Origin of the sequence: Rhizobium phaseoli (assembly GCF_001664385.1) — a bacterium.
In the GTDB taxonomy this organism is placed as follows: Bacteria; Pseudomonadota; Alphaproteobacteria; order Rhizobiales; family Rhizobiaceae; genus Rhizobium; species Rhizobium phaseoli.
Window position 1 is genome coordinate 384305 of record NZ_CP013535.1, and the last position, 19393, is coordinate 403697.

At 55.6% G+C, this 19393-nt stretch carries 13 protein-coding genes and 5 pseudogenes; 10 read left to right on the forward strand and 8 right to left on the reverse strand.

Features of this window, described 5'->3' with window-relative positions; translation table 11 throughout:
- Window positions 1-43: 43 nt before the first annotated feature.
- Window positions 44-937, reverse strand: a complete 894-nt coding sequence (nifH, locus tag AMC88_RS26970) for a nitrogenase iron protein (RefSeq protein WP_004675840.1) — start codon at window positions 935-937, stop codon at window positions 44-46.
- Between the two features lie 250 nt (window positions 938-1187).
- Window positions 1188-2131, reverse strand: a pseudogene (locus AMC88_RS32675) (IS630 family transposase).
- A gap of 230 nt (window positions 2132-2361) precedes the next feature.
- Between AMC88_RS32675 and AMC88_RS33805 the strand changes: the two are divergent.
- Window positions 2362-2820: pseudogene (locus tag AMC88_RS33805) on the forward strand (GDP-mannose 4,6-dehydratase).
- 410 nt (window positions 2821-3230) lie between these two features.
- On the opposite strand, the gene nodA reads toward AMC88_RS33805, so the two are convergent.
- Window positions 3231-3818 (reverse strand): nodulation N-acyltransferase NodA, encoded by a 588-nt coding sequence (nodA, locus tag AMC88_RS26990; RefSeq protein WP_004679687.1) that lies wholly within the window; start codon window positions 3816-3818, stop codon window positions 3231-3233.
- 937 nt (window positions 3819-4755) lie between these two features.
- On the opposite strand from nodA, the gene AMC88_RS26995 reads away from it, so the two are divergent.
- Window positions 4756-5670: a hypothetical protein gene (locus AMC88_RS26995; RefSeq protein ID WP_010034735.1), complete on the forward strand. Its 915-nt coding sequence runs from the start codon at window positions 4756-4758 to the stop codon at window positions 5668-5670.
- A gap of 300 nt (window positions 5671-5970) precedes the next feature.
- Here the strand turns inward: AMC88_RS26995 and AMC88_RS27000 are convergent.
- A pseudogene (locus tag AMC88_RS27000) lies at window positions 5971-6630 on the reverse strand (IS3-like element ISRel21 family transposase); the annotation flags it as partial.
- A 79-nt stretch (window positions 6631-6709) separates the two neighbouring features.
- Here AMC88_RS27000 and tnpA point away from each other — a divergent pair.
- From tnpA to tnpC, 3 genes are read left to right on the forward strand one after another with little or no spacing between them, the layout of a single operon-like run.
- The gene (gene tnpA / locus AMC88_RS27005; RefSeq protein WP_029875829.1) at window positions 6710-7120 is read left to right on the forward strand and encodes an IS66-like element accessory protein TnpA; all 411 of its coding nucleotides are present in this window, start codon (window positions 6710-6712) and stop codon (window positions 7118-7120) included.
- Complete coding sequence (gene tnpB / locus AMC88_RS27010) at window positions 7117-7464, forward strand: IS66 family insertion sequence element accessory protein TnpB (protein ID WP_008536947.1); 348 nt, start codon at window positions 7117-7119, stop codon at window positions 7462-7464. Before tnpA ends, tnpB begins: the two co-directional genes overlap by 4 nt.
- A 45-nt stretch (window positions 7465-7509) precedes the next feature.
- A complete protein-coding gene (tnpC, locus tag AMC88_RS27015; RefSeq protein WP_029875830.1) occupies window positions 7510-9144 on the forward strand; it encodes an IS66 family transposase in 1635 nt (544 codons plus the stop codon).
- Window positions 9145-9170: 26 nt separating this feature from the next.
- Here tnpC and AMC88_RS32690 read toward each other — a convergent pair.
- A pseudogene (locus AMC88_RS32690) lies at window positions 9171-9619 on the reverse strand (IS3-like element ISRel21 family transposase); the annotation flags it as partial.
- Between the two features lie 763 nt (window positions 9620-10382).
- Between AMC88_RS32690 and AMC88_RS27025 the strand changes: the two are divergent.
- From AMC88_RS27025 to AMC88_RS27040, 4 genes are all read left to right on the forward strand, one after another.
- Entirely contained in the window at window positions 10383-11669 is a 1287-nt protein-coding gene (locus tag AMC88_RS27025; RefSeq protein ID WP_010009012.1) for a lysine N(6)-hydroxylase/L-ornithine N(5)-oxygenase family protein, read from the forward strand.
- Between the two features lie 81 nt (window positions 11670-11750).
- Window positions 11751-12530 (forward strand): phytanoyl-CoA dioxygenase family protein, encoded by a 780-nt coding sequence (locus AMC88_RS27030; protein WP_029875810.1) that lies wholly within the window; start codon window positions 11751-11753, stop codon window positions 12528-12530.
- Between the two features lie 21 nt (window positions 12531-12551).
- A complete protein-coding gene (locus AMC88_RS27035; RefSeq protein WP_004677772.1) occupies window positions 12552-12881 on the forward strand; it encodes a cupin domain-containing protein in 330 nt (109 codons plus the stop codon).
- Between the two features lies 1 nt (window position 12882).
- Window positions 12883-14472: a class I tRNA ligase family protein gene (locus AMC88_RS27040; RefSeq protein WP_011053481.1), complete on the forward strand. Its 1590-nt coding sequence runs from the start codon at window positions 12883-12885 to the stop codon at window positions 14470-14472.
- A 111-nt stretch (window positions 14473-14583) separates the two neighbouring features.
- On the opposite strand, the pseudogene AMC88_RS33400 reads toward AMC88_RS27040, so the two are convergent.
- A pseudogene (locus AMC88_RS33400) lies at window positions 14584-14750 on the reverse strand (IS3 family transposase); the annotation flags it as partial.
- 387 nt (window positions 14751-15137) lie between these two features.
- Between AMC88_RS33400 and nodD2 the strand changes: the two are divergent.
- On the forward strand, window positions 15138-16094 hold the full coding sequence (gene nodD2, locus AMC88_RS27050) for a transcriptional regulator NodD2 (protein WP_004677768.1): 957 nt from the start codon (window positions 15138-15140) through the stop codon (window positions 16092-16094).
- A gap of 407 nt (window positions 16095-16501) precedes the next feature.
- On the opposite strand, the gene nodD3 is transcribed toward nodD2, so the two are convergent.
- Window positions 16502-17410, reverse strand: a complete 909-nt coding sequence (nodD3, locus tag AMC88_RS27055; RefSeq protein ID WP_004677763.1) for a transcriptional regulator NodD3 — start codon at window positions 17408-17410, stop codon at window positions 16502-16504.
- A 151-nt stretch (window positions 17411-17561) separates the two neighbouring features.
- Complete coding sequence (locus AMC88_RS27060; RefSeq protein WP_011053483.1) at window positions 17562-18587, reverse strand: LLM class flavin-dependent oxidoreductase; 1026 nt, start codon at window positions 18585-18587, stop codon at window positions 17562-17564.
- Window positions 18588-19393: the final 806 nt, after the last annotated feature.

Genomic DNA, 19393 nt, shown 5'->3' on the forward strand with positions numbered 1-19393 from the left:
ACGCGCTGGCTCAAGGGCCAGCGCGTCCTGTCGACAGCGGCAGTTATTGAGCCGCAACCACCGCTGACTCCTTGGCCTGTAATTCGGCCAGCATCTGCTCGTCGCTCTTCATGATGCCGAAGTCGAGCAGCATGTCTTCGAGCTCTTCCATGGTAATCGGGGTCGGAATGGTCCCTTGGCCCGAATTGGCATGGATCTTCTCGGCTAGCGCCCGATATTCCCCGGCCTGCTTGGAGTCCGGCGCGTACTGGATCACCGTCATCTTCCTGAGCTCGGCGTGCTGGACGATGTTGTCACGCGGCACAAAGTGGATGAGCTTGGAATTGAGCCTGGCAGCCAGCGCCTCGGAGAGGTCGAGCTCGCGGTCCGTCTGGCGCTCGTTACAGATCAGGCCGCCGAGCCGCACGCCGCCGGAATGGGCATATTTCAGGATGCCCTTGGCGATGTTGTTGGCGGCATAGAGCGCCATCATCTCGCCGGACATCACGATGTAGATCTCCTGGGCCTTGTTCTCACGGATCGGCATCGCAAAGCCACCGCACACCACATCGCCGAGCACGTCATAGGAGACGTAGTCGACATCGTCATATGCACCGTTCTCTTCAAGGAAATTGATCGAGGTGATGACGCCGCGCCCGGCGCAGCCGACGCCCGGTTCCGGACCGCCGGACTCCACGCACTTGATGCCTTTGTAGCCGGCCTTGAGCACGTCCTCGAGCTCAAGGTCTTCCACCGAACCTTCCTGCGCTGCCAGATGCAGAACCGTGTCCTGTGCTTTGGCGTTCAGGATCAGCCGGGTGGAGTCGGCTTTCGGGTCGCATCCGACGATCAGGATCTTCTGCCCGAGGTCGACAAGCGCTGCGAGCGTATTTTGGGAGGTGGTGGACTTGCCGATCCCCCCTTTGCCGTAAAATGCGATTTGACGCAAATCTGACATATCGCCTTCCTTCTTTCGTTCCATCCATCGCTGAGTAAAAGGCAGGCAGCTCGCGCCGCCTCGCATGGCAATCTTCAAAACCCGTGCCATGTGGGCCGATCGAGCCAAAGGAAAGATCCTTTTGTTGGGTTTCAGAAAGTTACTCCGAACCACCACAGGAAACTGCCAAACAAACCTAATGTCGCCGATCAGACAAAGCCGACAGACGGTGTCGTGATGGCATCACTTGCACCGCTAGAGCAAATCCTGCTCAATCTGGGTCATATCCAGCGGCCTTAAGGTAGTTTGCGCATTCTGCCGCAGTGAAGCGAGGTATCAAGGCCCCGACCGCATCCCATAGAGCATCGATCTTTCGCTCGGCTCGGCCTCGCAACATGGCTTTCAGCTTCGAGAATGCGTTCTCGATTGGATTGAAGTCCGGACTATAGGGCGGCAGGAACATGAGCTTGGCGCCGGCACGTTCGATGGCATCGCGGACACCGGCTATCTTGTGTGCAGGCAGGTTATCCATAATGACGACGTCGCCGATCTCCAGGGGCGGCACCAGCACCTGTTCGACATACGCAAGGAAGACGTTGCCGTTCATCGCGCCATCGTAGACGAATGGGGCGGTCATTCCGCTGAGGCGCAACGCACCGGTGAAAGTCGTTGTTTTCCAATGGCCGTGCGGCACGCCGGCACGGCAAACGCTCACCTCGCAATGCACGTCCGCGCAGACGTGACATCTTGGTCGAGAGGCCGGTTTCGTCGATGAAGATCAGTTTCTCCGGATCGAGGTCCAATTGACCATCGAACCAGGCGCGCCGGCGCTTCAGGACGTCCGGTCGGTCCTGCTCCAGTGCGTGTGCGGTCTTTTTTTAAAGGTCCACCCACGGCCTCGAAGCCAGGCGCCAAGTGCGCTGCGGCTGATCTTCACCTGCCGCTCGACGGACAAGCGCTCAACCATCTCATCGAGCGTCACATCCCTACGCTCGTTGATCAACGCGACAACGAATTCCTCGTGTGCATCCACTGCCGAAGGTCGTCTCCAGCTCTGTGGCAGAGCAGTTAACTCACCCTCTTTCGCTCTTCAATCCAGCGGATCGCCGTCGAAATCCCAACTCCGAAACGAGCCGCAGCCTGTCGAGCCGACATGCCCGCCGCAGACGCTTTCAAAACCCGTATTAGGAGATCATCGCTCAGGGCCTGTCCCATCATCCACCTCTCCGCTGTGGATGTTGAATCAGCTTCGGTCGCTCTCGTCACCTCACAATCGATTCATCAATCGCAGGACATGTCTAGGTCGACCGCGCGCCAGCGCGACCGCGACCATCAGCAGGACAAAGAGCTTTGAAAACAGGAGACAATCGCACATCCCTGTAGCCAAGAGAGAAATGGCGTATCGCACGGGAGACGCTGCGAGCGCCCAGTGATAGAGCTTCGCCTTGTGGCTGAACAAGCCAACTTCGATCGCGCAGGCCCGCCGCGCCCGACAGCTGGCCAAAAACAGCGCCAGGAGCTACGACTGGGGCCACGCACGTGAGTATGTCGAGGGCATGTCGCGCATGCTGCAGCAGGACAAACCGGATGGCCACGTCTTGGCGACCGGCGAGACGACGAGTGTCGGCCAATTTCTCGAGCGGGCTTTTGCCGACTTGAACATTACTTTGGAATGGAAGGCGTCCGGCGTCGACTGGCTACGACTCCGCGTCCGGTGCCTGCCTTGTTGAAGTCGATCCTCGATACCTCCGCCCGACGGAAGTTGATCTTCTGCCGGTGATCCGACCAAGGCCCGCCAGAAGCTGGGCTGGCAACACAAGGCCCCGGTTCAGGAGCTCGTCGCCGAGATGGTGCGCGAGGATGTCAAGCACTGGAAGGCCCTGAACAGCCGGGAAGAGCTCTGAGTGTACGACTTGTCCAACAAGAAGATCTGGGTTGTCGGCCATCGCAGTATGGTCGGCAGTGCGCTTGTGCGCAGGCTCCGATGCCGTGCTCTGCGGCAGTGGCGTCAGTTAGCGGGTCGAACGAGGAGCGCGGATCGTGAACCCGCGAGCGCGCAAAAATACGGCATTAGCCGATGATGTTCATACTTCCACCAGGTGCCCGGATTGCGGTACCGAGGCTTCGGGGCATATGTTCCTGATGGTCCTGCTTGTCTCGAATATCTCACGCTTGACGTCTAAGCGTTCGCAGATCGAAAGGTGCGGGATGTGTCATCGTGTGGGTCGGTCCGTCATCGAGGGTTAAATAGACGCACCGATCACTGGGCCGCCACCGTCTCTTCGGATAACTTCAGCTATGGGACCATGCTCTTTCATAGCTCAGGGCCATTCCGCTCGATCAAGGTCCCCGATGGCCAATCACTCATTGAGCATCCTATTGGGAATACTACCAAAATTACGTTTTCACAGCGCGTCGGCGGGAGGTTGAGATAAACATCGGCAAGGGTGGATCGCACGCGTACCCCTTCCAAAACCGTCGCAAGACCATTTCGGCAGAGCCTGAGAACAAGGTTGCGCAACGCCTGCCGAACACCGCCGAACGCAAACCGAACGCCAAGTTGCTGCAGCACTGGGTAAACAATGCGCATCGAATTAATGCCGTACCCCTCAAGATCTGGACGCACGCCCCACAATCCAAGCTCGCATACGAGTAGATCGACCTCGCCAACCCGAACGAAACGACGCAACAACCCCATGTGAGCGGCCACACCGTGCGCATCATAGCCTATTACGCGAAGCTCGGGCCTAGCTCCTGACCAACTACGAGCACCTTCGAATGGAAGGGCGTTGTAAGCTCCAGTTGGCCCATAGGTCTTCCGAAAGAAATCTGCGAGCTCCGTGTGGTCAGAGAGCTCCAACTCGTTTTCCCAGCACACTTTCCACCGCACCTGAGGGCTCATACCTAAACCTCCACTTAATACTCTGTCCAGGCGTCGACAGAGCAACTACTTGATACGCACTCGTTGGGGCGCTTCTAATGGCACTGGTATAAGCTGGTGAAATCATTTGTTTGGATGGAACTCATCCGTCCAATGGATGCGTTCCAATCAATCGGCCTGCCATCGGCTGCCGACGCCAGATGAAGCGGCCGGGCTCCAACTTCTTCGTGAACATGCCGCCTTGTCCATCATGCTGGATCATCTTGATCAGGCATCCAGGACATTGAACTGAAAAGTTGACCATGACTGAGAGGCTCGCTACTCAGGCAGAAGCAAGCCAAAGACGTTTTCGGCGATAATCAGGCAAATTGTCGAGATCACATTAGAACCCTCGGCGGAACCGGGCTGGTCTATCCCGGCGTCGAAAGTCGTCGAACGACCCGACCTGGCGGAGGGGTTTTTTCGGAATGTTCGGTTTGCGACAGTCTGATTCCACACAAAATGGGACGCGGCGATAGGCAGCAGCATTCTCCTGTTGAATCTGAAAGGGGTTCCCCTCGCAAAACGCCCTGGTTCGCTTTGGCTATCGCAGCCCATGGACCGGCACGCTGGGTATCGGCGAAGATTGCCAGAGGACATACTTGCCTGGCGATCCCGACCTCGGGAGAAGATGATGGGTACAGGAATGGATTCGCAGATCAGTGCGTTTCCGGTGCAAGCTTTTAGGACCCCGGACACAGCAAACGCCTCCCAGGACTGGCGAGGCGGCCGCGAGATCGCAATTTTCTCCTAGATAACGGTATGAGGTGATCGTCATACCCTGGTCACCGGATGCCGATCGTCACGCACATGGTCTGGTACAGAGCCGGCGGCGCCGATGAGCCCCCGAGGAAATACTTAGTGACTGGCACGGTTGTTGCGTCGTCTCACGAAAGACAGCCGTTAACGAGAGGTCACGATGATGGATGTATGCTCGATGGGGATGGTGTTGTGCGGTGGGTACCTTCTTGCTGCATCCGCAGGCAGACTCGGCGGCGCTGAGAATGTCTTATCTGACTCGCCTTTGTCCGCGGCTGATGTATCGAGTTTCGAGACTTTCATAGTTCGCAGCCCACCGACATCACTCAATCTGGATCCATTTTATGCCAAATATGCTGACGCAGCGGGCATACCTATTATTTCGTCAAACAAGGTTCCAGACACGGCACTATTGATCTCACGTGACATTGTCCTCTACATGTTGTCAGAACGCCGTGATGTCCGCGATGCTTTAATCCAGGCTGGAGCGCGGGTGGGCGTCATGGCAATTGACGAGACGACGACTGATATTCCCGAGCAGCGGGATTGGAAGAAGCCTCTTCCCGATGATCCACGTCTCACCCCTGACGAGCGGCGGGATTACGCCAACACGATCGGCAAGATGACTGCCCGAGACTACTGGGCACAAAGGGCGCGCGGCATGGGCGGGCTCTACACGACGGGAGCTGTGGAGAATTTGATGGGCGTGCCGGGCACGCGGTATTACGGCGGGAACATTCTTGTTCACGAATTCTCACATAATATTTTCAACGCGCTGCGCACGGTAGATCCTGATCTCGTTGCACGAGTTGAACGTGCCTATTCGCACGCCTACGAGAAAGGCCTCTGGGCGTGTTCCTATATGGAGAACAACGTCGATGAGTATTGGGCCGAGGGCACGCGATTTTGGTTCAATACGAACTTGGCTTACAGCCGAGGCAATCTCACCATTGCCACATCAGAAGATTTCGAGGCTCACGATCCAAGCCTCTATAATATCATGGCCGAAGTCTACCGCCATGACCACCACATTCTGGCGGATGTCTATTACCGGCATTCGGCGAAGTCGCAGTAATGTCCTTTGGTATTGACTGCCGGCCTCATGCTGCAATCCCGCTGGAGACCCGAACTATCGCTGATCGTCCGTAATTTGTCAGAGCCAGCCATAAATTTGAGTTTCCGTTCAATTGAAGCGCCCATGTTGTTCCCACGGGTGCATACCAAGTACTTCGTGGCCGCTGGAATTGGCTCCTTGTGCAACATCGAGACCAAATGACCTGCCACTGAATTTTCATCCGGCGGCGATTAGAGCCTCGGCGGTCTTGAAACGCTCCCAAACGTTGGACCACCGGATGCTAGAGTTTTCCGGCTTCATTCAGGGAGGCGGGCTGGTTGCGCCTCCCGAATTCACCAACGAGATCGGCACCTTGTTGCCGATCGCACCATGAGGTCTTTCCTCATTGTAGTATCTACGCCAATCCTCCATCTTTTCGCGGGCATCCGCAAGGGTCAGGAACCAATGCTGGTTCAGGCATTCTGCACGGAAGCGGCCATTGAACGCTTCGATGAAAGCATTATCAGTCGGCTTGCCGGGGCGTGAGAAGTCCAACGTCACACCCTTGGAATAGGCCCACAGGTCCAAGTCGCGCGACACGAACTCGGTCCCTTGGTCGACACGGATCGTTTTCGGATAGCCGGCTTTTTGGCACACCCGTTCAAGGGTTTGCACAACGTCTTCGCCTCTATAGCTATGACGTGGATCAAGCACCGGCACGTAGCGCGAGAAGGTGTCGACCACCGTCAGCACGCGCAGTTTCTTACCCGTTGCGAGTTGGTCGTGAACGAAGTCCATCGCCCAGACGTCGTTGGGTCCGACGGCCATGTGCCGATCCTCGCGAAGCTTGGCTTTTACCCCCCGCTTCGGTGTCTTGTTCCGCAACTGTAGCCCCAAGTCCCTGTAAATGCGGTAGGTTCGCTTGATGTTGGTGCCCCAACCCTCGCGTTCCAACAGCACATGCACGCGGCGATAGCCGTACGTAAGCGCCCGGTGAGGGCCGTCTTGCGAGGTTGAGACGAACATCGGAAGTCCTAGTGCAAACACTAGGAGTAGTCCTATGACGAAGCATCCGATTGAAGTGATCACGTCTGTCGAGCGCCGACGGCGCTGGTCTCGGGAAGACAAAGAGCGGCTTGTTGCGGCCTGCTTTGAGCCAGATGCGGTGCTTTCCGAGATTGCCCGTGCGGCCGGTATCCATGTCAGCCAGCTTTTCCGTTGGCGCAAGGAGCTTTGCCAAATCGAGGAGCCGAAGACGGAAACGGCGAGCACGTTGGTGCCGGTGATCCTATCCGAGGCCGCGCCTCCAGCCACGCCCATTCCCTCGGGGCCGCCTGCCCCATCGCAGTCCCGCCGGAAGCGTAGCGATGTGACGATTGAGCTGGGTCGGGGCCGTCGTATTCGCGTGGACAGCGACATCGATACCGAGGCGCTGGGCCGTATTCTCGATGTCGTGCTGGAACGGAGATGATCCCGGTTCCGAGTGGTGTGAAGGTCTGGCTGGCGACAGGCCATACGGACATGCGCAAAGGCTTCCCCGGCCTATCGCTGATGGTGCAGGAGACGCTGAAGCGCGATCCGATGTGCGGACACCTGTTCGTGTTCCGCGGTCGCGGTGGTGGCCTGATCAAGGTCATCTGGCATGACGGCCAGGGAGCCTGCCTGTTTACGAAGAAGCTTGAACGCGGACGCTTCGTCTGGCCGTCGGCGGCAGATGGATCGGTGGTGATCACACCGGCGCAGCTCGGTTATCTGCTGGAAGGTATAGACTGGCGGATGCCGCAAAAAACCTGGCGACCGACGTCGGCAGGATGAGCAAAAGCACTGGAATGGCTGGGTCGAATATGATTCCATCCTACCATGAACGATGCGGCCGAACAGCTTCCTGACGATCTTGCCAGTGCGCTTGCACTGCTGGCGCAAGAGCGTGCCTGGCGTATGAAAGCCGAGGCGGAAGCCGCCAGTGCCAAGGCGCTCGTGTCACATTCAGAAGCGCTGATCGCGCGGTTGAAGCTGGAGATCGAGAAGGTTCGCCGTGAACTTTACGGCAGCCGGTCCGAGCGCAAGGCGCGACTTCTCGAGCAGATGGAGCTGCAACTCGAGGAACTCGAAGCCGACGCTGGTGAAGACGAACTGGCGGCGGAGATTGCTGCCAAGGCTTCTACAGTCCGGGCGTTCGAGCGAAAGCGTCCATCACGGAAGCCGTTTCCCGAACACCTGCCGCGCGAGCGCGTCGTCATCGCCGCCCCGACGAGTTGCCGCTGCTGCGGTTCCGCCAGGCTGTCGAAGCTCGGCGAGGACATCACCGAGACGCTGGAGGTGATCCCGCGCCAGTGGAAAGTCATCCAGACTGTGCGGGAGAAGTTCTCCTGCCGCGAATGCGAGAAGATCACTCAGCCGCCCGCACCTTTCCATGTGACGCCGCGCGGTTTTGCCGGGCCGAACCTGCTGGCGATGATCCTGTTTGAGAAGTTCGCCCAGCATCAACCGCTGAACCGCCAGAGCGAGCGCTATGGCCGAGAGGGGATCGACCTCAGCTTATCGACACTGGCCGACCAGGTCGGTGCTTGCGCGGCGGCGCTGAAGCCCATTCATTCGTTGATCGAGGCGCATGTTCTGGCCGCCGAGCGGCTGCATGGCGACGACACCACCGTGCCGATCCTGGCGAAAGGCAAAACCGATACGGGGCGCATCTGGACATATGTCCGGGATGACCGACCGTTCAGCGGGCAGTCACCACCGGCAGCTCTTTACTATGCGTCGCGGGACCGGCGGCAGGAGCATCCCGAGCGCCACCTGAAGACCTTTACCGGCATTCTGCAAGCGGATGCTTATGGCGGCTACAATCCCCTGTTCAAGGTTGACCGCGATCCCGATCCGCTGACGCAGGCACTGTGCTGGGCGCACTCACGCCGCAAGTTCTTTGTGCTCGCTGACATTGCCACGAATGCCAAACGCGGCAGCCGTGCCATGCCGATCTCGCCGCTGGCGCTGGAGGCTGTCAAACGGATCGATGCCCTGTTCGACATCGAGCGGGAGATCAACGGGCTTGCCGCCGACGAACGCCTGCAGCGCCGTCGCATCGACAGCCTCTCACTCGTCAAAGAACTCGAGGACTGGATGCGGACCGAGCGGGCAAAGCTGTCGCGCAGTTCTCCTGTCGCCGAGGCTATCGATTACATGCTGAAGCGTTGGGACGGCTTCACGTCATTCCTGGAAGATGGGAGAATTTGCCTGACGAACAATGCAGCCGAGCGGGCGCTGCGAGGCTTTGCTCTCGGAAGGAAGTCATGGCTCTTCGCCGGATCGGATCGTGGTGCTGATCGCGCAGCCTTCATGGCGACGCTGATCATGAGCGCAAAGCTCAACGACATCGATCCGCAAGCCTGGCTTGCTGATGTCCTCGCCAACATCGCTGACACGCCGACGAGCAAACTGGAACAATTGCTTCCGTGGAACTGGACGCCGACGGCGCTGGATGCTCAAGCGGCCTGACCTGCGTCCTTCACCGGATGCTTACAGCCGTACCGCACACGGATCTCGCAGATCTCGCGAATACGACGTTCCAGACCGGCCTGATCAGCACGGCGAGAGGTATAGTGGTGAGTTGATCGATCGAAGTTCAACGCTCCACAAGCACGTCGGATCGAGATCGCCCAATCGCAGCACATGCCTTTCACCATCTCCCGCTTCCGAGCAGGCCTTAGAGCTTTCGGCGGATGACATCCTGCAACATCTCGCGGTCCAGCGTCAGATCCGCGACGATCTTCTTCAGGCGCGAATTCTCGTCCTCGAGCTGTTTCAGCCTCTTCATCTCCGGTGGCAGCATGCCCGCGTATTTTTTCTTCCAGTTGAAATAAGTCGCCTGGCTGATCCCCGCCTTCCTGCAGATTTCAGCAACCGACACGCCTTCATCACCTTGCTTCAGAATGAACGCCTTCTGAGCGTCCGAAAACTGCGACGCTTTCATCGTCTTCTGGTCCCTTTCCCAGCCAGGAAAATGCACCGGAAAACTCTAACCAAAATTGGTCCAGTTTGAAGGGTTCAGATCAGCATCAGCCGCAACTTTCTACCAGCGCCGTCGCTTATCCGATCCGACGACCATGTCTATTTTGTGGGGGAGAACGGTGTTGCCGGTGGTCATGTTGGCGATCGGTGCTTGTACGTTCGCAGGCCTGTCCACGTTTTAAAGCATATATGCCGAAACGCGCGGACTCTCACCGAATGTCTTCTTTCTGACATTCACCGTCACGACTGTCACATTGCGATTCTCCGTCGCGGGTATGATCGGTAAGTTGCCGCTTGGGCGCCTAGCACTCACCCTCTTCGTGACGACACTGATTGGGATCGGACTTTTGGTTTTGAACCCGGGAAGCGAGCTGCTGTACGTCGTCGCCACCGTTCTCTTTGCGATAGGCTACGGTCTCACTTATTCGACCTTGAATGCGATGGTGGTGAACCTCGCTGGCGAACGTGGTCTGTCAATCTCAACGGCCTCCCAAGTCTTTACACTCGCTTATTTTCGTGGGTTCGTTCGAATTCCCGTATCTCGGTGGCACATTAATTGCTGTTTATGGCATCGACGTTGCCATGCTCGTGATGGCGGGTCTGGTCGCTCTCAACATCGCAATCGCCAGTCAGACATTGTGGAGGGCGGTGTAGGAGACAGACGTCCTTCATAATGATTTCCGTATCGCTGCCCACGTGCCCGCCCAACCAAAGGAAGTGTGTTTATGCAAGTGCTGGATCTCATCGGTATAGGCATCGGACCCTTTAATCTTAGTCTTGCAGCACTCGCGTGTCCGACGCCGCTGCGCACTGCCTTTTTCGAAAAGGAAAGCGGCTTCGATTGGCATCCTGGGCTGCTGCTGCCCAACAGTCGCCTGCAGGTATCTCCGCTGAAGGACTGTGTGACACTTGCAGATCCGACCAGTCCGTTTTCGTTTCTCAACTACCTCGCGGTGCATGGACGGCTGTACAGCTTCGTAAACCGGTGCGACGCGACCACGTCGCGAAGAGAGTTCACACAGTATTTCCAATGGGTTGCGCATCAGTTGCCACAACTCCGGTTTGGGGAGGAGGTTACCGACGTAACCAGATTAGACGAGGGTTACCGCGTGACGACGACTCGAGATCACTACCATGCACGCTCAGTTGCGATTGGCGTCGGTGTCGTTGCAACAATTCCCGAATGCGCCAAACCTTGGCTGGGCGAGAAGGTCTACCATGTGGCGAGCTATCTGGATCGGCCACAAATCGACATCGGTGAACGCGTATTAGTCGTTGGTGGGGGGCAGAGCGGTGCGGAGGTTGTTGAACACCTATTGGGCAGTCCGGGTATCGGTAAAATTACATGGGTGACGTCACGCGGGAACCTGTTCACGAGGGATGACAGCTCTTTTATCAACGTGTCATACACGCCGTCTTACAGCCAGCGCTTTCATTCGCTGCCACTTAAAAAACGTCGCACTATTGTCGACGACGAAAAACTCACCAGTGACGGCATTTCAGCAGAATTGAGCAACCGCATTTACGAAACTATCTATCACCGCAGCGCGACTGGCAATATTGACGATGTCATTCAACTGCTACCCGCAGTCGTCATGAAGGAGTTGTCTCCTCATGCGGACGGTTGGCACGCGCTGTTGGCTTCGCACGGCACCTGTCAGCGACCGACTGTAGTGGCTGATCGGGTCGTACTCGCCACCGGTTTCGAGCCTCGCCCGCTAGCGTTTATCGATCGCCTATTGGCTTCCGCTTCTATGGAAGGCGGTCTGCCGGTCGTGAAGGACGATTACTCCGTTCAATTCGAGGACAACGCCCCCGGCCAGGTATATCTGCAAAACCGATCCCCAGTCCAAAGTGGCTTGCAGAGTGTGAATCTATCGCTCGTCGCCTACCGAAACGGTCGCATCATCAATAGCCTGCTTCGGCGTGAATACTATCTGAACGTCCCAGATCGGCCGATCCTTGGGTGCCTAGGTTTACTTCCCGCTCAAGAGACACAAAACGCAAGATAACACTCCAGTGCAGTGCAGCTCGGGGCGCCTGCTCACGACGCAGCTTTACCAGGCGGCTTTAAATCTAAAAAGGAGTTACACATGTTAACCAAAGAACAAAAATCAACATGGGATGACGTTGGATACATTAGGATTGAGTCATTTCTCGATCTAGAAAGCCGAGATAAACTTTCAGCTCTTGTGGCTGATGTTTCGTGCTGGGAGACAAGTGAAGACAAATGGCTGATATGGTTCGAAAAAACAACTGTCGGTAGGAGGATCATTTCGAAGGTCGAGAACTTCCTCGAATTTAACGCCCCCGTGCGTGATTTACTGCTGGCTGACCACCGTATCGAGTCGATCGTCGAAGAGTTACTGGGGGAAGATGCCCGCATGCTCAAAGAGTTGCTGATCTTTAAGTACTCCGACAGCGGCGGCTATCGCCCGCATCAGGACATCTACCATATCCCACATAAGCTACCAGACCGGATGGTGCACGCGATTGTTGCAATAGGCATCGACGATTCCGGCCCAGACAACGGAGGGCTTTTCTTCAGCCCCGGGAACCACAAAAAGGGCGTGTTCCCAATGGACGCCGGCGGCGTAATGTACCCCGAGGTCGCGGACAGGCTGGCCTGGGAGCCCGTAACGTGGAAGGCCGGTGACATTTTCATCTTTGACGACTATGCCCCACATTACTCAAAGCCCAACAAAAGTGAAAATTCTCGAAGGGTGATTTATCTCGTGTTCCAGCGTGCCTCAACTGGTGGGCCAACGAGGGCCGAATACAACAAACTGAAACGCGCCTACAACCCTCCCGAGGGCAAGGTCTCCAACATCGACGAGCTCAAGCCGCCGAACGGCATTTTCTATCGCGATTGAAGGCAGAGGACAGAGGCAAACATGTATACGAAACAGATCGACCGCTCAATCATGCGCCAGGAGTATGGCGTTCTGGTGTGCCGGTTACTTGAGCATCTACCGCAGGCAGTCGCAACGGCTTTCGGCACATCGATTGTGGAGGTGGTACCTGGCGATGCGGTCGATCTTCATTCGCACCCAGAGCACGAACTCTGGGTATTGATCTCGGGCAGCGGCGTGTTTCAATCCGATGGAGAAACCTCCGCAGTCAGTGGGGACACGATGGTCTATATAGCGCCGCACCAAAAACACGCGATCAAAAATAGCAGCCCTCAAACCAGCTTAAAGTTCCTTTCGATATGGTGGGATTGAATTGAGAGCAAACCAACATACTTTTTTTGCCTGCTCGGCGCCGCCGTGCCCGAACGGCAAGCTGCATCTTGGGCATATAGGTGGCGTGTACCTTCTCGCCGACGTGTTCGTACGCTACCACCGCATGGTAGGCAACGCGGCCTATCACGTGACAGGTGCGGACGAACATGGCACTTACACGCTGGTGAAAGCCCGAAAGCTTGGCAGGCCGGTTGATGACGTCGCACACATGCACATTGAAGAAATTCTGCAGTGTCTGCGGTCAGTTGATATTGAACCGGACGTATTTGTAAGGACTTCAAGCGAAGACCACAAAGACCGCAGCTTGGCGATCTACGACCAACTAAGAGCGTCCGGCTACGTTGAGCTGCGCGACGGAGAGCAACTGTATTGCGGGACGTGCGAAGAGTTCGCCGCAGACTCACTCGCGGTCGGAGAGTGTCCAGCTTGTAACGCGCCAACAGATAGTAACCTTTGCGAAGATTGCGGCTCGGCGCTGCAACACAATCTACTACGCAACCCGATTCACACGACATGCGGCCAGAGCCTTATCTTGCGCCCGATTCGACAGGTTCATTTTGAGCTTGAAAAATTTGCTCCGGGGCTCGATCACGCCATTGAGGCGAGCGGATGGCCGGAATCCATAAAGCGCAAAGAACTTGACTGGCTACGGTCAAAACTGATGGCATTGCCGATGTCGCGGCATTTCGACCGTGGTGTGACTTTGAACTCCCCGGTGGAGGTGGCAGGCCAAACTTTAATGACTTGGTTTGAAGGATTGTGGTGCTATGAGACAGGAATCGAACGCCTCTGCAAGCAAAATGGCGCAGATCTCGATGACACTATGCGCAACGCGAGCACGAGACTCGTATTCTTCATGGGTCAGGATAACCGGTTTTATTACACGATCGGCGTTACTGCTAGTTTGTTCTCGCGCGGTTATGCGATTCCATACAACCATGCAATTCAGGACTTTTATAAGCTCGAAGGCGCGAAATTTTCTACTAGCCGTGACCACGCTGTGTGGGCTGACGAGGTGGCAGCAGATATCGACACGAACGTGCTGCGCTACTATTTGGCTAGCATCGCCAAGCCATTTGGCGCAAACGACAACGATTTTCTGATCGAGGGGCTGCTTCAGACCGCGGCTAGAATTCGTGCTTTCGAAACGGCTTTGCGCAAGTACGCCGGATGTAACGAGACGCTGACGGCCGACAAGCTGACAGTCGAGCAGAACCACAATGTTAAACGATATTCCGAAGCGGTGCAGGACTTGCGCGTCTGGGATGCCATGGACGCCATAGACGCCTTTTTCGACGTTGCGTCTTTTTCAAGGGCAGATACCTCAGTCAGCGCAGCGGAAGTTTCCGTATTTCTAAGCCTTCTTAATCCTGTGACCCCGATGCTTGCGGCGCGGTATGGTGCTTTCTTTTTCGGAGCCGGATGGCGGCCGGGGCTCGATGGCGGCACTATCCGGCCAAGCACCGGCTTACGCAAACCGGTTGATTTCCCATTGTTTAGCGACCCGATTCCGGAAGCCTTCATAGAGGCTTATGAAAGACGATTTAGGCAAGTCCGGCCGAATTCTTAGCTTTTAATGACGGCAACCGCTTTGACGATCCCGAGGCGAGTAACGCGGACGCCGACCGGATGACGGCATCTCGATAGCGGAGAACGCAAGGCGGCAGTCGGGCGACCTACTTCGTTCCGAAAGGCCCACGACGGCTTTCTGGCGTGCGACGGCGTCGCGCTTGGCGGCGGGCCTTTCTATTTTTTAAGGAGCTCGGGAAGTGGGGCCGTATCCAGGATCTGCTCGGCGAGCAGTCTCTTCAGTGTGGCGTTCTCTTCCTCAAGCGCCTTCAGGCGCGTTGATCTTTTCATCACAAATTACTGGCACGCCACCAATATCTTGAACATGCTTCCAAACAGAAGGAGCCCGCCAGTCGATAGCCAGCGTACGGCAAAGCCTCTCCGGTATCGCGATATGATGAACCTACTTCCGCCCATCCGTTCACTAGCATTTCATGTCGCTCGGTGACGCCGCTCCACATCGCCTATTGCTAAGGTGCCATTCGATATTTAAAGTGGATTATCTGCAACTATAACGTCTATCGTAACTATGCGGCCTACTTAATTGATCACCAAACTAACCTAAGCCTTTTTGACGAACCTTCATTGGATCTATGCTGGAAGGTTCTGTACTGGAAAAATCGATTGTTTGGATATAAAATATCCGTTGTTTGGATGTGACTAAAGATGCGTTTCAAGGGCCTTGATCTAAACCTGCTCGTTGCATTGGATGCGCTCACGACCGAGCGCAACCTAACGGCTGCCGCACGTAGTATCAATCTAAGTCAACCAGCAATGAGTGCCGCCATTGGTAGGCTTCGGGACTATTTCCGCGACGAATTGTTTACAATGAATGGTCGAGAACTTCGGCTGACGCCCCGTGCCGAAGGACTTGCCTCGGCAGTGCGTGAAACTCTCTTGCAGGTACAATGCTCAATCATCTCTTGGGAGCCGTTTAATCCGTCGAAGTCTGACAGATGCTTTAGAATAGTTCTGTCCGATTTCATGATGCTGATATACTTCAATAAAATCATTGAGCGAGTTGCTCGAGAAGCGCCCGCAGTCAGCTTTGAGTTGCTGCCTTTGGATAGTGATCCGTACGAGATGCTTAGCCGCGGTGACGTCGACTTCCTCATCGTGCCTGAATTTTTTCTCTCGGGCGCACACCCGAGTGCAAAACTGTTCACAGAGAAGTTTGTATGTGTAGCCTGTTCGACAAATGTGGACCTACCTTCAGCGCTGACGATCGAGCAATATGTCTCCACGGGACACGTCGCTGCCGCGTTTGGGCGCTTTTTGAAGCCATCGGTCGAGGGCTGGTTCTTGCTCGAGAATGGTATTCAGAGGCGGGTGGAGGTCGTCGTGCAAGGGTTTAGCTTAATACCACCAGTCCTGCGTGGCACGAACCGCATAGCTAACCTACCGCTTCGCTTAGTCGAGCATTACGAAAGTACTTTCCCTTTGCGGATCATCAACCTTCCGTTACCGCTCCCCGTCTTCACAGAAGCTGTTCAATGGCCAGCGCTCCATAATGCCGATCCAGGGAGCATCTGGTTCAGGGAGATATTGGTTGAGGAAGCTTCCCGTATGATGTCCTCCAACGCACCTAAAATACATGGGTTGCTACAACAATCCGGTTCCTGACCAAGGTTCCTGCTTGAGTAAGATCCGCCCGAGCCCGAATAAGTTCAACAGCCACCAAAGAGGCTTTTCAAAGGTATCCATCCGGGGAAGGCCGCTGACCTTGCCCCCAAGTTTTATCCAGTTTTGAGTTCGCTCCGACGGTTTTGGGTTGCTGTATTTGCGGCGGTAGCGGCGGGTTGCGGTGCGGAGCAATTGTGGTCCCCCAGCACCCTTCGATTTGCCGCCGAAGGTGCTAGACAGCACGTCGCGCAATCGTCCGAAGGGCGGCCGATCGGCGACGGGCGTAGCGCTCAGCTTCGTCGATAAAATGGCCTAGGGTCACTCACAGGTGGTGCCGTCTTCAGCTAATCGGCCGCGTCGCGGGTCGTCGCTCCCAATGCAGCCCAGCTTCCTAGGTTTCAGGATGGTCACGGCAATCGCGCTGCCTCCTGAACCATTATATCTCGCATCCAGATATTTGCCGGATCTTTGTCGTGAAGTACCGGCCATTGGACTGCCTCGGTGAATGTCGGCAGCGCTATCGGGGGCGCAGTCATCCGCAATGGTATCGTGTCCTCAAAAAGCCCAACTAGTCGTAACGGAACGGTTGCGATGCGATCGGTGCCCATTAGGGCGGCGGGGATCATGCTAAAGCTTGAAACAACGACTTCGACCCGCCTCTTGAGGCCATGCTCCTGCAAGAAGCAATCTTCTATGGTAGGCTGCTGCGTCCGACCGAACCTAACTACCGCGTGCCCCATTGAAGAATACTCCTCGGCAGTAAGGGCTTCCTCAAGTTGTTTGTTATTACTGCAGCCGACGCAAGTCAGTCGTTCCTGAAATAGATCTATCTTAGGGTGCGCGCTCGACATGAATAGCGGTGGGCTAATAAGGAAGTCTACGTCGCCGCGTCGCAAAAGCTCGTCTGGATTGTCAGTAAGAGGCAGCAAGTCAAAACTAATGCCGGGTGCTTCCCGCGCAAGACGCTCCAGTATCTTCTGAAAAAGAACAACTGTAACGAAATCGCATAAGCTTACTCGGAAATGACGATCTGATTGATCAGGAGTAAATTTATCCCAGGGTATGATATTGAGCCGAATATGCTGTAAAGCCTCACGAATCGCAGGCGCGAGGTCTTCCGCACGCGGAGTTGGAACGAACTCACGACCACGCATCGTAAATAGTTCATCGCGGAAATAGGAGCGGAGCCGGCGGACAGCTGCACTCATTGCGGGCTGGCTCAGATTAATGCTACGTGCCGCCGCAGTAAGGTTGCGCTCAATCATTAGTGCATCGAGCGCGACAAGGAGATTTAGATCGAGGCCCTTAAATCGCATATCTTTTAACTATCCAATAGTGCAGCCCATTCCACAATGGCTGTTCCTACGGCGATGGCTGAATTCGCCTTGACGCTCCTCAATCGATTTGAGGGCGCGGCCACAGAGACTTAATCTCTGTGATCGGAAAGCAACCTGAGGCCAGTCCAGATTAAGCCATAACTCCAGAGTGAACGCTCGTTGCAGTGTAATAGGAAGCCTCCAATGGCAAATCACCAAACGCCAGCTGGCAAAGAAGATAATTAGCACCTGCTTCCTCGACATGATCGAGAAGATCTTGCCTAACTGAAGCAGCAGTACCAACTACGCACAACTGACAGTCTACTGCTGCATCAAAATCCGGCGGGAGGTTCTGAGGAGTCTGTATCCCGTTAATCTCGTACAGAAACCTAAAGCTCCGAAGCCACCGTTGATAAGCCGGGGCCGCGAGCGAAATGGCATGCTTCGTCGTGCTGCCGGCCACCACCATTCGGACCAACCCAAGGAACGGCGCCCGTTTCCTGCCCCCGGCGGTACGTCTCTCGTGTGCTCGGTAGGCATCAGTGATCTGGCGAACAGCAGAAGCAGGGCCCCCGCAGGCAAGATTTGTATCGTTCTCAGCCGCCCAGCGCGCAACCTCAGGACGACTGGTTGTAATCCATCTCGGAGGCTGAGGACGTTGGTGTGGCCGCAACATCAACGGGACTTTGTCTAGTTCAAAGTGGTCGCCTTTGTAGGAAAGAGCCTGAGCTCCTTCCTTCATCGCTTGGATGACGATCTCGCTGGCTTCGAGATAGCGCGATGTCGCCACCTCCTCATCAATACCGAAAAAGCTCCATTCGATTGGTAAGGAGCCGCGCCCCATGCCCAACTCGAGCCTGCCACCGCTCAGATGATCCAGCATGCAAATTTCTTCAAACGCACGTAACGGATGATAAAGGTTCAACAGCATAACCAAAGGACCGAGACGAAGATGCTGCGTGCGCTGAGCTACGCTTGCTAGAAATAGATTCGGCGAAGGTCCTCTGCCGTGGGGAGTACAGTGGTGCTCTGCGACGTGATATCCATAAAAGCCAAGGCGATCGCAGACCTCTGCCAACTTCATCCGATCTTCATACTGGCGCCCAATCTCCCTTCCGTCTTCGTCCAAATGGTCGAAGATACCAACCATCAGCTTTGCGGGAAGAGAGTTTGTCATTTAAATGTCTCCAAGTTTGGCGGCGAATTTTCGGTGACCAAGACCGGAGGGTGGCCCCGATGTCTTTCGCCAGGAATCATCGAAAAGCTGCTGGTTCTAAAAAACGATGCTGACGCCGATGAGCTAATCATAATGCTCACGTTGAAATGACATTGAATCATTCGTATTCATGTATGACTTCGCGGTGGGTAACACCCCATCTCGCATACCCACAGCTCCGTTCACTTTTGAGAAGCCAAGGATTGGCAAGATCGGATAGTGGTTGTTCAGCTTTTGTGGCGACCCAAATGTGTTAAAGCTGGTATTCGGTTTAATGCGACGAGGCTCCTGCAGTAGGCGAAGAAAGGACCCAGAGCTATGTCTCGGCGCTTGATTGGCAGACGAGAGCGCCTTCTGCAGTTCCACGTTGGCCATGTTCGTCTCCATTTACCGGCCAGGTCTGTGACCTTGCCCTCGGCTGCTCTCGGTGGAGCAACATCATGGGGTCCCCAATTCATAATCGAGGTGTTTAATAACATCCCATGGCTTCGTAAAATTGATTGTTTGTATGGCATTGATCCACCAGGTGAATAACCAGGAATCTTCACCGTCAAAGGGTTGCTGATCGAACTAGCATACGGTCGACCCAGGCGAGATCACGGCCCCTTCCGAAGGTGGAAGGATCAGGAGCCAGTGCGGTTTTGGCCGCAGCGCAACAGCGCCGATACCAGAAATAGATGTGACGCAGTTGGCTTCCGCGTCTTTCGTGCACGCTGTTATATGTCCTTAACATTCCCGATCTTAACTTCATAGGATCACAGGTTTTA